The following is a 12937-nucleotide window of genomic DNA, read 5'->3' as shown; positions in this document are numbered from 1 at the left end:
CGGACACGGATCGCGTCGGCCCCCAGCGAGCCTCAGCCCACGACGTCGAGTTCGCGCAGGCGCTTGCGATCGGATCTCGACGGCGACGCCTGCAGTGCGAGGAGCTCGGCGTAGATCCCTCCGGAGGCCGCCAGCTCAGCCGGAGTGCCGATCTCATCGATGCGACCGTCCCGCAGCGTGACGATGCGATCGACCTCGGCGATGGTCGACAGGCGATGCGCGATGATGAGCGTCGTGCGGCCCTCCATCAGCGTCTCGAGCCCGGCCTGCACGAGTCGCTCCGATTTGGTGTCGAGGGCGGACGTCGCCTCGTCGAGCACGAGGATCGGCGCGTCCTTGAGCATGGCGCGCGCCACGGCGATGCGCTGCTTCTGCCCTCCCGAGAGCTTCACCCCTCGCTCGCCGATCACCGTGTCGTAGCCGTGTTCGAACTTCTGCACGAATACGTCGACCGCGGCGCTCCGCGCCGCTTCCTCGATCTCCTCGCGCGTCGCGTCGGGCCGACCGTACGCGATGTTCTCGGCCACGGTTCCCGAGAACAGCGCGGGCTCTTGGAATACCACGCCGATGTCGCGGCGCAGCGACTCGAGATCCTCGCCCGTCCCCGCGACGCGGATCGACCCCGACCTCGCCCCGTACAGCCCCATGAGCAGATTCGTCAGCGTCGTCTTGCCGCCGCCCGACTCCCCCACGAAGGCCACGCGCTCCCCGGGCGCAACCTCGAACGTCACATCCGAGAGCACGTCCGCATCGTCGTCGTACCCGAAGTGCACGCCCTGGAACGCGATCGCGGGCCCGGGCGCCCGCCCCGCGTGCACGGGTCGCGATCCGCCCCCGTCGACCACGGAAGGGTCCAGATCCATGACCTCGAAATACGACTTCGACCCCGCGATCGCCCGCTGCGCGGTATCGACGACCCAGCTGAGGCTCGTCACGGGCTGGCGGGCCATCGACATCAGCTGCACGAGCATCACCATCTCGCCGAGCGAGAAGAAGCCGAGCACCGTGCGCACGAAGATGATCGTGTACAGCCCGAAGAAGATCGCGTGCAGCACCCCCTGGCGCAGCGCGTCCATGCGATGCCAGTGCTTCGACTGCTCGGCGGTCAGCGTCTCGGTCGCCTGGAAGCGGGTGCTGAAGGCGCTCAATTCTCGGCGCTCGCTCGCGAAGGACTTGACCACCCGCATCTGCCCGACCACCTCGGCGAAGCGGCCCGAGGCGACGTCGACGTGCACGTTCTTGTCGCCCTCGAGCTGCTGCCATCTGCGGCTCGTGAGCGCGGTGAGCCACAGGTAGACCGGATAGGCGATCGCCAGCAGCACGGCGAGCGGCCAGTAGTACCAGGCGCTGATCGCGAGCACGGCGATGGTCGTGAGGATCAAGGTCACGAACATGTTCGAGAACGACTTCATGAAGTTCGTGACCTCGGAGATCGAGCGGTTCAGACGCGCCACGATGGTGCCGGTGAGTTCGTTGTCGTAGTACCGCTGCGGCAGCGCGAGCAGCTGCTCGAAGTAGCGGGTCGACAGGATGGTGCGCATCTTCGCGCTCATCACGTCGCCCCAGTACCCGCCGACGTTGCCCACTCCCGCCTCGATCAGGCTGATGACGAGCAGCGCGACGGCGAGCAGGATCACCGAGACGATCGTCGACTGCACCGGGTCGGGTGATCCGCCGGTCCCATCCGCCGCACCGCTCACTGCCGCTGAGATGACATCGGTGGCGCGGCCCGTGATGAACGGGACGGCGAGGCCGGCCACGGTGACGATCACGGCGGCGACCATGATGCCCGCGTAGTAGGGCGCCAGCGAGCGGGTGAACTTCAGAATGCGGATCAGCACGGTCACGTCGGGAGCGCCTCCATCGATGGTGTCGAGAGGTGCAACGTACCACCCTCGCAACTTCTTCCCTCCACCCCCACCGCCGATTGTCGGACGCCCGGAGTAGGCTCACCGACTATGGCAGATCCGATCCTCTTCCGTCCGTTCACGCTTCGCGATCTCGAGATCCGCAATCGACTCTGGGTGGCGCCGATGTGCCAGTACTCCGTCGATACGGAGGATGGCATCGTCGGCGACTGGCACCTGCAGCATCTCGGCGGTTTCGCTCGCGGCGGGGCCGGCCTCGTCTTCATGGAGGCCACTGCGGTGTCGCCCGAGGGCCGCATCAGCCCCCGCTGCCCCGGCATCTGGGACGATGCGCAGCTCCCGCCGCTCAGGCGCATCGTCGATGCCGCGCACGCGCACGGCGCCAGGATCGGCATCCAGCTGGCTCACGCGGGTCGCAAAGGATCGACCTACCCCTCGCTCCCCGGCTTCGCCGACGGATCGGTTCCGCTGTCAGACGGCGGCTGGGAGACCGTCGCCCCGTCCGCGATTCCGTTCGGCGACTTCGCGACGCCGCGCGCGCTCGAGCCCGCCGAGATCTTAGAGGTGGTGCGGGCGTTCGTCGATGGCGCGAGCCGCGCGGTGAGCGTCGGTTTCGATGTGGTCGAGATCCACGCGGCCCATGGGTACCTCATCCACGAGTTCCTCTCGCCGTTCTCGAACGAGCGCACGGACGAGTACGGCGGCGATCTCGAGGGTCGCGCTCGCCTGCTGCGCGAGATCGTGCGCTCCGTTCGTGCCGCGCACCCGGCGCTGCCCATCGTGGTGCGCATCTCCGCGACCGAGTGGCTCGACGGCGGGTTCGACAGCTCCGAGGCCGCCCGGGTCACCGCGTGGCTCGCGGAGGACGGCGCCGATCTCGTCGACACCTCGACGGCCGGCAACACCCCGGGCGCCCCGATCCCGGTCGGCCCCTCCTACCAGGTGCCGCTCGCGGCGCGGCTGCGCGAGACCGGTGCGCTCCCCATCAGCGCGGTCGGGCTGATCACGAGCGCGCAGCAGGCCGAGGCGATCCTCGCCACGGGGCAGGCCGATGTGGTGTCGCTCGGTCGACCGCTCCTCGCGAACCCCCACCTGCCGATCAGCTGGGCCCATGAGCTGCGCGCGCCGGCAGCCGAAGCGCTCGTGCCGCCTCAGTACGCGCGCGCCCGCTTCTAGCCGGCGTCTCGCCCGCAAGGCGCAGCCCGACGAGCGGGCGGCGGTGCTCCCCCGGCCGCTACACGAGCTCCGACGACAGCTCCCACAGGTCGCGCGCGAGCTCGGGGTCGTGCACCTCCGGGCTCACCTTCGTCGCGATCGCGCGCGATTCGTAGTACGCGCCGGGCTCGAACGTCGCACCCGGAGTGCCTTCGGCGAGCCACACGAGCTGGTCGGCGCCCTTCTCCGCGCTGATCGTGAACAGGCGCTTGAGCGGGCTGTGGTAGACGAGACGCATGAGGTGGGTGGTGTCGCTCGCGAAGCTGCTCGCCACCACCCCCGGGTGGAACGCCACTGCCGAGATGCCGTGCTCGCCGTAGCGGCGCTGCAGTTCGGCCGTGAACAGGATGTTGGCGAGTTTGCCGTTGCCGTAGGCGCGCTGCGGCGCGTACTGCTTCGCGTTCTGCAGATCGGTGATGTCGAATCGGCTGAACGCGCGCGCGGCGAGGCTCGCCGTCTGAATGACGGTGGCGCGGCCCGCGATGAGCGCCGGCATCAGCAGCGTCGTCAGCAGGAACGGTGCGAGATGGTTCACCTGGAACGTCTTCTCGTACCCGTCGGCGGTGACCACCCGCTCCCCCATGATGCCTCCGGCGTTGTTCGCCAGTACATCGATGCGGGGGTAGTCGGCGATCAGCGCTGCGGCGAGCGCGCGCACCTGTCCGAGGTCGGCGAAGTCGGCCGAGTAGTGCGGCGCGCCGAGCTCGTCGGCGACCGCCCGGGTCTTCTCTGCCGATCGGCCGACGATGACGACGTGGTGGCCGCGCCCGTGCAGCTGCCGCGCGGCCGCGGCGCCGATGCCGTCGCTGGCGCCCGTGATGATGATGGTCTTCCCCGTCGCGTGCATGGCACCAGGGTATCGACGCCGGTGAGATGACCCTGAGCGGTCTCGGCGCACCGAGGCGGCGGAGCAGGATCAGATGCGCGACCCCGCCCCGCCGTGCGCTGCGCTCCGACTGCGTACTCAGACCGCTACAGCAGGTTCGGCTCCCCCGGGTCGGCGATCTCCGCAGGGAATCCGTACTTCTCCGCGAGTTCGGCGATCGTGCCGTCCTCGCGCAGCTGCGCGATGTTCTCGTCGATGGCCTTGCCCAACGACTCGTTATCGAGGTTGACGGGGAAGTTCGTCTGCCCGACGTTCACCGTCGCGGAGAGACGGGGATCGGCTTCCAGCGGCTCGACCGTCGCCCCCTCGACGGGGTAGAGCTCGAGGAGGGTCACTGCGGCCCCGAGGCCGAGGATCGCGCCGTCGATGCGACCCGACTGGAAGTCGGCGAACTCGGCGTCGTTGTTCGGATACAGCTTGAGCTTGTTCCCGAGCAGCTCCTGCATCTCCTCGACCCCGACGAGCGCCTGACCCGCACCCACGGCGTCGAGCTCGGTGAGCTCATCGACGGTCTTGACGCCGCTCGTCGAGACGACCGACAGCGGCGACGTCACGACCGGGCTGCTGAGCCGCACGACCTCCTCGCGCTCCGCGGTGCGATACCAGCTCCCGAGCGTCGTGTCGGCGCGGCCCGTCTGCACCGACGTGATCATCGCGGAGCCGTCGCCCTGCACGAGCTCCATGTCGAGGCACTCCATCTCCGCGATCTTGGTCATGATCTCGCCCTCGATGCCGACGAACTCACCCTCCTCCATGTACGCGAACGGCGGGTAGTCGTAGTGGGCGACGGTCAGTACGCCCGGCTTGATCGTCTCGACGCCTTCGTGAGCCGGGACGCAGTCCTCGCTCACCGCCTGCGACGAGCCTTCTCCCGAGCCGCTGCATCCGGCGAGGAGCAGTGCGGCGGCAGCCCCCACGGCTGCGGTGCGGGTCAGTCGGTGCTTCATTGGTGCCTCCTGAGGTGATGTGTGGTGATGTACGACGAAGAACGGTGTTTCAGTGGTGGATCGGTCTGCAGTGCGTGCGGTGGATCGGCGGGGCGACGCGTGCGGATCACGCCGGGGCGTGCTCGCGCGCGACTGCCGGTGAGACGACCGGGCCGGGCTCGCTTCCGCGCCGAGCCGCTCGCCGTGCGCGGCGGGGCGGCTTCCCTCCCCCGAGTCGCTGCTCGAGGCGCCCCGCCAGCACGGCGCCCGGGATGGCGATGACCGCGTAGACGAACGCCGCGGCGATGTACACGGACATGTAGCGCCAGTTGATCGCGCCGCTGAGGTACGCGGCGTGCATGATCTCGGCGACCGTGATCACACTCGCGAGCGAGGTGATGTGGAACATGGTGATGGTCAGGTTGACGAGTGGCGGAATCGAGATGCGCGCCGCCTGCGGCAGGATGATGAACCGGAAGCGGTCCGCGCGTCCGAGCCCCAACGCATCGGCGGCGTCGGTCTGCCCGTGCGGCAGCGCCGCGATACTCGCGCGGATCATCTCGGCGGAGTAGGCGGCAGCGGTGATGGTGAGTGCGATGATCGCCGAGGGGATCGCATCGATCAGCACCCCGAGCTGCGGGAGACCGCGGTACACGATGTACAGCAGCACGAGGGCGGGAAGCCCGCGACCGATCTCCACGACGGCGATGGTCGTCCAGCGGATCCACCGGCTTCGCGACTCGGAGAGGATCGCCAGGAAGAAGCCGAGCGGGTAGCCGATCACGCAGGAGACCACGGTGAGCATGACGGCCACTGCCAGGCCGGGCAGCAGTGCGGGGATGTGAGTCGGCCAATCCCAGAGCCAGGAGAAGTCGTTCATAGTACCGCGTACCTCCGAGTCAGGCGGGCGTGGATGCCGCGCGACAGGGCTCCGAGCGGAACGCTGAGCGCGAGGTACATGAGACCCGCGAATGCGAAGAATGTGAGGCCTTCGCCGAAGTACTGCACCTGCAGTCCGGCGACGAAGGTGATCTCGGCGACACCGATCGTCGAGGCGAGGGCCGACTCCTTGATGAGGCCGACCAGGTAGGTCGCGACCGTCGGCGAGACCGCGCGGAAGAGCTGCGGGAAGAGCACATCCCGAGCGGTCGCGAACTGCCCGAGGCCGAGCGCCGCGCTCGCCTCCCACTGGCCCGGTTTGATGGCGTTCAAGCCGCCTCGGTAGATCTCGGCCATGCTCGCGACGGCGATGACGCTGAGGGTGATGAGCGCGGAGGTCACCGCCCCGAGCGTGATCCCGAGCTGCGTGATCCCGAAGAAGACGATGAAGAGCCAGACGAGCGTCGGTACGCCGCGGACGATGTGCACGAAGCCCCAGTACAGCCCCCGGAGCGGGGCGAAGCGGCTGCGCGAGAGCAGCATGACCGGGGCGCCGAGCACGATGCCGATCGCCCCCGACACCACGGTGAGCAGAATCGTCATGCCTGCGGCGAGCGCGATGGCGAGCAGTGCGTCGCCCATGTCAGCGTCCCAGCACGGCGGAGAGGAACCGACCGACGCGCTCGCTCTTCGGCTCGGTCATGATCTGCTCGGGCTGCCCCTGCTCGACGATCGCCCCGTCGACCATCACGATGACCCGGTTCGACACGTGCCGCGCGAACTCCATCTCGTGCGTCGCGATCAGCATGGTCATCCCCGAATCGGCGAGCTCCCTCATGACCGTGAGGATCTCGGCTCCGACTTCGGGGTCGAGGCCCGACGTCGGCTCATCGAACAGCATGAGTTCCGGATCCATCGCGAGCGCTCGCGCGATCGCGATGCGCTGCTGCTGCCCGCCCGAGCACTGGCTCGGATAGGCGTCCGCTTTCGCAGCCAGCCCGACGCGGTCGAGCAGGGATCGCGCACGCTCCCTCGCTTCGTCGGCGCTCCGGCCGAGCACGCGCTTCTGCGCCAGTTCGATGTTCTGCGCGGCGGTGAGGTGCGGGAACAGGTTGAAGGACTGGAAGACCATTCCGGCTTGACGCCGCAGGCGGGCGACCTGCGCCCGCGCCGGAGCGCGTCCCTCCTCGAACTTGATCTCCTCGTTCCCGATCGCGAGTGCGCCTGAGTCGGGCAGCTCGAGCAGGTTCAGGCAGCGCAGGAACGTGCTCTTGCCGGCTCCGGAGGGGCCGATGACGGAGATCACCTCCCCGCGCCCGACGGCCAACGAGACATCGTCGATCGCGCGGTGCTCGCCGAAGCGCTTCACGATCCGTTCAGCGTTCAAGAACGGTCGCAGGGTAGAGCCGGTGTACGTCGTCGTTGACGTATCGATGACAGCCATGGGTTCGGTTCCTCTCGGCCTAGATCTCTCGGAAGACGGTGTCGTAGAAGCGGAGCCAGTTCTCGCCCATGATCGCGGCGACCTCCTCCTCGGCGAAGCCGCGCTCGCGCAGGCACTCCTCCGCGTTCGGGAACTGCGCCGGGGTGCGGAACCACTCGAGCGGCGGCGTCGGTCCCGGTTTCGACGGCCCGGACGCCCCGTACTGAATCTCGCGCGCCCACCGTCCCTGACGCATCCACTCGACGTACTCGAAGCCGCCGTTCTGGTCGAGGTCGGTGCCGATGCCGACGCGTTCGATGCCCACCCGGTCGACCGTCCACGCGACGAGCTCAGACCACTGCTGCGGCGTCGTGTACTCGCCGACAAGGTTGCGGTACACCGAGACTCCGATCATGCCGTCGCGCTCGCGGAGCGCATCGAGCACGCGATCCGATTTGTTGCGCGGGTGCGGCGCGAGCGAAGCGGGATTCGCGTGCGTGATGGCGACCGGTTCGCTCGACGCCTCGATCGCGTCGAGCGTCGTCTGCTCACCCACGTGCGACAGATCGATGACCATGCCGCAGCGATTCATCTCCTGCACGACGTACTTGCCGTAGCGGGAGAGCCCGCTGTCGTGCGGCTCGTAGCAGCTACCGCCCAGATCGTTCTGAATGTTGTACGTGAGCTGCCCGACGCGGGTGCCCATGCGTGCGAAGAGCTCGACGTAGCCGAGGCGGCCCTGCAGGAACGAGACGTTCTGGAATCCGAGGATGATCGCGGTGCGGCCGGATTCGGCGATGCGCCTGATATCACTCGCGCGGTAGGCGATCTCCACGAGATCCGAATTGTCCTCGGCCATGTAGCGCCACTTCACGAGTTGATCCATGGATTCGGTGGCGTCTTCCCAGAAGCCGACGGTCACGGTGATGGCTCCGAGCTTTCCGGCCGCCACTTCCTCCAGGTACGTGCGATTATCGGGGCGCTCGGTCTCGAGCGGTGAGCAGAGCAGGCTGTCGACGTAGATCATCGGTCTCCTTCAGACGGACGCGGGGTGCGCGGTGGTGAGCGGAATGAAGTGGTCGGTGTCGCGGTTCGGGTCGGCCGCGCTCGCCACCTCGGCGGGGTCGAACAGGCGGGTGAGCTTCTGGCCGGGCACGTAGACGTCTTTGACGGTGCCCGTGTGCTGCCGTGACAGCGGGGTGTCGGGATACAGGCCGGCATTCCCCGGATAGTAGACATCCCACCACTGCTGCGCGGGAACGTCGATGCCGTCGAAGAGCAGGGTTCTGAAGGCTTCGTCGTAGCGTGCCCGAGCCGCCTCGGGATCGGTGCTGCGCGCGGTTCGGTACCGTCCCTCCTCCTCGTTCACGGTCTCCCAGTCGACGCCCACGCGGGCCAGCGCCAGGGCGAGGCCGGGGCCGGCGCCATCGAGCTGCAGGCCGTCGAGGCGCACCTCGAGGCCCGAGTCGGAGGCCGCCGCGGCGATGCAGTGCACGAGCACGTGCCCCACGGTGTGCAGGCTGGCCCCGTGGGAGTCGATGACGAGAGCTTCCCCGACGCGCGCCGCCACCGGTGCCGGCCAGTCTCGCGCTCGACCCTCGTCATCCAGTTCGCGAGCGAGAGCCGATGCGAATCCCGTGATCGCCTCCGGGTTCGCGATCAGCGCGGTGACGAAGAAATCGCGGGCGCCGTGCCACGACCCTTCGGGCACGTTCAGCGCCTGCATCGCGCGGCCGCTCGCGAGCCGGAGCTCGCGGAACTTCATCGTGATCCGCTCGTTCGGGTCGTGGCGGGGTGCGACGATGGCGCTGACCTTCGGGTTCAGCGCCGGGGCCGCAGTTCCGGGCGTCGCAGCGTCGGGTGCCGCCGCAGCGACCGGGCGATAGTTCCACCACCAGCCATCGGCGTTCGCGGCTGCGAGCTCGTCGCGGAACGGCGCCCCGTCGTAGATGAGCCCGAGCACGGAACGATTCAGGAAGTCTTCCGTGCGGTCGAGTCCGTGAATGCAGGAGTTCATGAGACGAACGAGCCAGACGGGCACGAAGTCGATGTCGTGAGGATCGGCGTGCGGCACCGCGTACGGCATGTCGCGGAGCGCGACTGCTGATCGGGCCATGTGCTCGAGTGCCGGATGCTCCGCGATGACGGAACCGATGGGCGCCGCGGAATCCGCGGCGTCGAGCGCCGCGAGGAGCTCACGGGCGCGCGAGGGGTAATTCGGAATCACCTCGTGGGCGCCCGGCACCTCCTCCGCCGGCCCCGACCGCGGTTCCTCCGCAGCCCGCGACTGGTACCAGACGCGGTCGCGATGCGCGGCATCGTTCAGCGGGAGCGCGAACGCCCACTCGAAGGTCTGCAGCAGCGCTTCGCGGACCTCTGAAACGGGCAGCTGCGGATCGAGGTCCAGCGTCTCATCGAAGTTCAGGCGATCCTGCACGAGCGCGTCGGCGAATTCCGGGTCGAGTTCGATGAGCAGCGTGTTGAAGGTGCTGAGCGCCTCCGGCGACACTCGACCGTTGACGAACCGGTGCGCTGCCGCAAGCGGGGTCTCGTCGGCTCCGCGCGTGATCTCCCCGCGCCGGGCCGCGCGGACGGCGGCTCGGATGCGGCGGAGGTCAGCGGCGAGCTGTTTGCCATTGGTGAAGACCCGGTACTGCGTGTCTTCGAGAGCGCGGTACTGGATCGTGCGGTCGAGCAGTGCTTCGAGCTGCTCGTATCGCTGATCCCCGGCCTCGATCGGAAGCTCCAGCACGTGCCGCACCGCCTCGACGGTGAGCGAGACGTACGTGTGGATCAGGGCCGGCCGGTTGTAGACGAACATCACCAGGCCGAGCGCGGATCCATTGCCGACGCCGATGTGCTGCCGCACCTCGGGGGCGAGACGCACGGCGGTGCCGGGGGCGTCGAGACGCGCGAGCTCCTCCACGACGTCGACGGAGAGCTCCCGCATCAGATATGCGGAGAGCATCTGCGCGTGGTACGACAGTGCGAGCGGGTGCCCGGCGGGAATCGCGGGGAACGACACCGAGCCGAAGGTGCCGTTGCCGTCGAGGCCCGTGTTGCGCATCAGATAGCCGACCCGCTTGACCTCGGCGGCGTCGGGCTGCTGACCGGCGGCCAGCGAATCGCGCACGTGCTTGAAGAGCCTGAGGCTCTGATTGGAGCGCATCCAGATCAGCGTGCCCTCGGGCGCGCGGCCCTCGTAGAGCTTGGGCAGCTCGGCGGCGGACGCGGCGATCTGTTCGTCGCTCGCGATGCCGTCGATGAGGGTTCCGATCATGTCCCACGAGGACCCGATGATGCGCCCGGTGCGGTTCACCCCCTGCGGTTCGCTGAGCCAGGCGGCGTAGGTGATGCTGCCCGACGGCGTCTCGATCGTGTACCGAGCCGCACCGTTGCCCCGTGCGTCGAGTTCGAGCATGTCCCTGCGGACGCTCCACCCCTCGCGCAGCATCTTCGCGAGGAAGCTCCGGGAGGCGCTGAGCCGGGTCGGCTGCAACGCACCGAGGCTTCGAGGGTCCATCACCCGTTCGGGTGAGAACGCCTCGTCGAGGTAGGGGTTCCGCATCGTATCCGCTCCAATCATCGTTGATTCGTCGACATCCTCGGATCAGCCGATTAAGTATTCTTTAATCGTGATTCAGGTATGCTGAAAACAATAAACACGCCTCCACGGCGCGTCAAGAGGGCGCGACTGGGAATCTCGGAGACAGTGAGAAGCAGTCCCAGCGCCCTGATCGGAGAGAGCTATGTCAGGCCACACCACCCTGCAGTCCGTCGAGAAGACGATTCGCGTACTCGAGGTGTTCATGCACTTCGACCGTGCTGCCGTCACGCTCTCGGAGATCGCGGACGCGCTCGAGTGGAGTCGCCCTGCCACCCATCAGTATCTGACGACGCTTGTGCACACGGGCTGGTTGCAGCAGGACTCGCGACGGAAATACCGCCTCTCCATTCGCGCCGCCGCCTTCGGCCGCTTCGCCACGGCGCACGCAGGCGTGCCCGAGGCCGTGTCCCGACGCATGCGCGCACTGGTCGAGCGGCTCGAGGAACCGATCTCCTTCGCCGTTCGCAATGGCGAATCCGCCCTGATCGTCGAGCGCCTCGAGCCGAGGCGATCCCTCTCCGTGCGCAGAGAGGCCGAACGACTGCTGCCGCTCAGCTCGACCTCGGGTCAGGTGCTCCTCGCCTTCGACCCGCACTCGACGGCGGCCGAGCAGGAGCCGTACCTCGACGACCTCGCCGTCATCAGAGAGCAGGGGTACTCCGTGCACCGTGCGGTGTGGATGGGGGACGCGATCGAGGTCATCGCCGTGCCGCTCATGCAGGGCGACGAGTGCCTGGGGGCGCTCAGCGTCATCGCCCCCGAGGGGCGCATGGCGATGGACGACTCGATCGACGTGATGCTCGAGGCGCGGCGCGCACTCGAAGCCGAACTCTCCGCCGGGCTCGTCGCGTGAGGGCGCCTACACTGGGCCCATGAGCGACACCCTCTCCCCCGACGACGTGCTGCGCATGCGCGTGCACGCGCTCGGCCTCGCGGAGAACGGATGGACCGGCGCCGAGCAGGAACACCGAGGCATCGGCGGCGAGCGCACCGGCGCCGTGGTGCGGCGGATGCTCGCCCTGCAAGGTCAGGATTGGCGCTCCGCCCGATGGGCGCTCGGGATACGCGCTCCCGGCACGACGGTCGAGGACGTGGAGGCGTCTTTCACGGAGCGACGCATCGTGCGCTCCTGGCCGATGCGCGGCACGGTGCACATCGTCGCGTCGGAGGACATCCGGTGGATGCAGCTCGCGACCAATCACCGCGTGCTGGCGGGAGCGCCGAAGCGACGAGCATTCCTGGGCATCACCGATGCGCTTCTCGACCGGCTCGTCGACACCTCGATGCTGGCCCTCGGTGCCGCTGGTTCCTCCGGGCTGGATCGCGAGGAGCTCGGGCGGGCTTGGACTGATGCCGGCCTGGAGTGGCAGAGCAACTGGCGCTATCACCTGATCTGGTGGATCTGTCAGAACGGTCTCGCGGCGTTCGGCCCGATCGGCCCCGCCGGGGAACCGCTTCTGGTCGCCGCGGAGCACTGGATCCCCGCGCACCGCGACGTTACGGGCGACGCCGCGCTCCGCGAACTCGCGACGCGCTACGCGGCGGCCCGCGGGCCGATTCGCGAGAAGGACCTCGCCTGGTGGACGGGACTCACCGTCGCAGAAGCGCGCGTCGGCATCTCCGCAGCCGTCGACTCCGGGTCGCTCGTGCAGGTGCGTTCTCGCGATGCGAACGGCGAGGACGTACCCGGAGCCGCTGGGAAGCTGTGGGTCGATCCCGCACTGCTCGGCACTCCCTCGCGAGACGCGCCGCTGCCGGAGTGGCTCCTCCTCGCGGCGTTCGATGAGCATCTGCTCGGATACAGCGACCGCGCACCGCAGCTCGATTCCGCGCACTTCTCGCGCATCGTCCCGGGCCGAAACGGCATGTTCCTCCCGACCGTCGTCCACCGGGGCAGGGTCGTGGGCACGTGGAAGCGGCAACGAACGAAGGCCGGGGGCCTCGGCATCGACCCGTTCCCGGAGGCGCAGATCGACACCGACGCGCTTGCCGAGGCCAACCGCACATGGGCCGCGTTCCACGGCGTCGCCGCCGGAGACGTCGCACTCATCGAGTGAGCGCCGTCGTCCGGTGCGCTCCCGCTTGGCTGACGGCCGCCGACGGGGGTCGGGGCGCTCGTCGCTAGAATCTCCC

11 protein-coding genes are annotated in these 12937 nt (G+C 68.5%); 3 read left to right on the top strand and 8 right to left on the bottom strand.

Features of this window, described 5'->3' with window-relative positions:
* Positions 1-32 precede the first annotated feature (32 nt).
* Entirely contained in the window at positions 33-1847 is a 1815-nt protein-coding gene (locus PQI23_RS04410) for an ABC transporter ATP-binding protein (RefSeq protein ID WP_339971928.1), read from the bottom strand.
* A gap of 111 nt (positions 1848-1958) precedes the next feature.
* Between PQI23_RS04410 and PQI23_RS04405 the strand changes: the two genes are divergently transcribed.
* Positions 1959-3044: an NADH:flavin oxidoreductase/NADH oxidase gene (locus tag PQI23_RS04405; protein WP_339971926.1), complete on the top strand. Its 1086-nt coding sequence runs from the start codon at positions 1959-1961 to the stop codon at positions 3042-3044.
* A 58-nt stretch (positions 3045-3102) separates the two neighbouring features.
* On the opposite strand, the gene PQI23_RS04400 is transcribed toward PQI23_RS04405, so the two are convergent.
* The 7 genes from PQI23_RS04400 to PQI23_RS04370 form a co-directional block, all read right to left on the bottom strand.
* Positions 3103-3930 (bottom strand): SDR family NAD(P)-dependent oxidoreductase, encoded by an 828-nt coding sequence (locus PQI23_RS04400; protein WP_339971924.1) that lies wholly within the window; start codon positions 3928-3930, stop codon positions 3103-3105.
* 125 nt (positions 3931-4055) lie between these two features.
* The gene (locus tag PQI23_RS04395; RefSeq protein WP_339971922.1) at positions 4056-4916 is read right to left on the bottom strand and encodes an ABC transporter substrate-binding protein; all 861 of its coding nucleotides are present in this window, start codon (positions 4914-4916) and stop codon (positions 4056-4058) included.
* A 106-nt stretch (positions 4917-5022) separates the two neighbouring features.
* A complete protein-coding gene (locus tag PQI23_RS04390; RefSeq protein WP_339971920.1) occupies positions 5023-5775 on the bottom strand; it encodes an amino acid ABC transporter permease in 753 nt (250 codons plus the stop codon).
* A complete protein-coding gene (locus PQI23_RS04385; RefSeq protein WP_339971918.1) occupies positions 5772-6416 on the bottom strand; it encodes an amino acid ABC transporter permease in 645 nt (214 codons plus the stop codon). The genes PQI23_RS04390 and PQI23_RS04385 overlap by 4 nt, the downstream gene beginning before the upstream one ends.
* Position 6417: 1 nt before the next feature.
* Positions 6418-7218, bottom strand: coding sequence for an amino acid ABC transporter ATP-binding protein (locus tag PQI23_RS04380; protein WP_339971916.1), 801 nt, complete (start codon positions 7216-7218; stop codon positions 6418-6420).
* A 19-nt stretch (positions 7219-7237) separates the two neighbouring features.
* Positions 7238-8224: a dipeptidase gene (locus PQI23_RS04375; RefSeq protein ID WP_339971915.1), complete on the bottom strand. Its 987-nt coding sequence runs from the start codon at positions 8222-8224 to the stop codon at positions 7238-7240.
* Between the two features lie 9 nt (positions 8225-8233).
* On the bottom strand, positions 8234-10765 hold the full coding sequence (locus PQI23_RS04370) for a hypothetical protein (RefSeq protein ID WP_339971913.1): 2532 nt from the start codon (positions 10763-10765) through the stop codon (positions 8234-8236).
* Positions 10766-10946: 181 nt separating this feature from the next.
* Here PQI23_RS04370 and PQI23_RS04365 point away from each other — a divergent pair, with 181 nt between their 5' ends.
* On the top strand, positions 10947-11657 hold the full coding sequence (locus tag PQI23_RS04365; RefSeq protein ID WP_339971911.1) for an IclR family transcriptional regulator: 711 nt from the start codon (positions 10947-10949) through the stop codon (positions 11655-11657).
* 19 nt (positions 11658-11676) lie between these two features.
* Positions 11677-12861: a winged helix DNA-binding domain-containing protein gene (locus tag PQI23_RS04360; protein ID WP_339971909.1), complete on the top strand. Its 1185-nt coding sequence runs from the start codon at positions 11677-11679 to the stop codon at positions 12859-12861.
* The last annotated feature ends 76 nt before the right edge of the window (positions 12862-12937 follow it).

This window comes from Leucobacter sp. USCH14 (assembly GCF_037619215.1).
Lineage (GTDB): Bacteria > Actinomycetota > Actinomycetes > Actinomycetales > Microbacteriaceae > Leucobacter.
This window is presented reverse-complemented; position numbering and strand designations above follow the sequence as displayed.

Bases quoted from the DNA above. Each gene is read 5' to 3' on its own strand.
- PQI23_RS04405 (WP_339971926.1), top strand. From the start codon at position 1,959: ATGGCAGATCCGATCCTCTTCCGTCCGTTCACGCTTCGCGATCTCGAG.
- PQI23_RS04400 (WP_339971924.1), bottom strand. From the start codon at position 3,930: ATGCACGCGACGGGGAAGACCATCATCATCACGGGCGCCAGCGACGGC.
- PQI23_RS04395 (WP_339971922.1), bottom strand. From the start codon at position 4,916: ATGAAGCACCGACTGACCCGCACCGCAGCCGTGGGGGCTGCCGCCGCA.
- PQI23_RS04390 (WP_339971920.1), bottom strand. From the start codon at position 5,775: ATGAACGACTTCTCCTGGCTCTGGGATTGGCCGACTCACATCCCCGCA.
- PQI23_RS04385 (WP_339971918.1), bottom strand. From the start codon at position 6,416: ATGGGCGACGCACTGCTCGCCATCGCGCTCGCCGCAGGCATGACGATT.
- PQI23_RS04380 (WP_339971916.1), bottom strand. From the start codon at position 7,218: ATGGCTGTCATCGATACGTCAACGACGACGTACACCGGCTCTACCCTG.
- PQI23_RS04375 (WP_339971915.1), bottom strand. From the start codon at position 8,224: ATGATCTACGTCGACAGCCTGCTCTGCTCACCGCTCGAGACCGAGCGC.
- PQI23_RS04370 (WP_339971913.1), bottom strand. From the start codon at position 10,765: ATGCGGAACCCCTACCTCGACGAGGCGTTCTCACCCGAACGGGTGATG.
- PQI23_RS04365 (WP_339971911.1), top strand. From the start codon at position 10,947: ATGTCAGGCCACACCACCCTGCAGTCCGTCGAGAAGACGATTCGCGTA.
- PQI23_RS04360 (WP_339971909.1), top strand. From the start codon at position 11,677: ATGAGCGACACCCTCTCCCCCGACGACGTGCTGCGCATGCGCGTGCAC.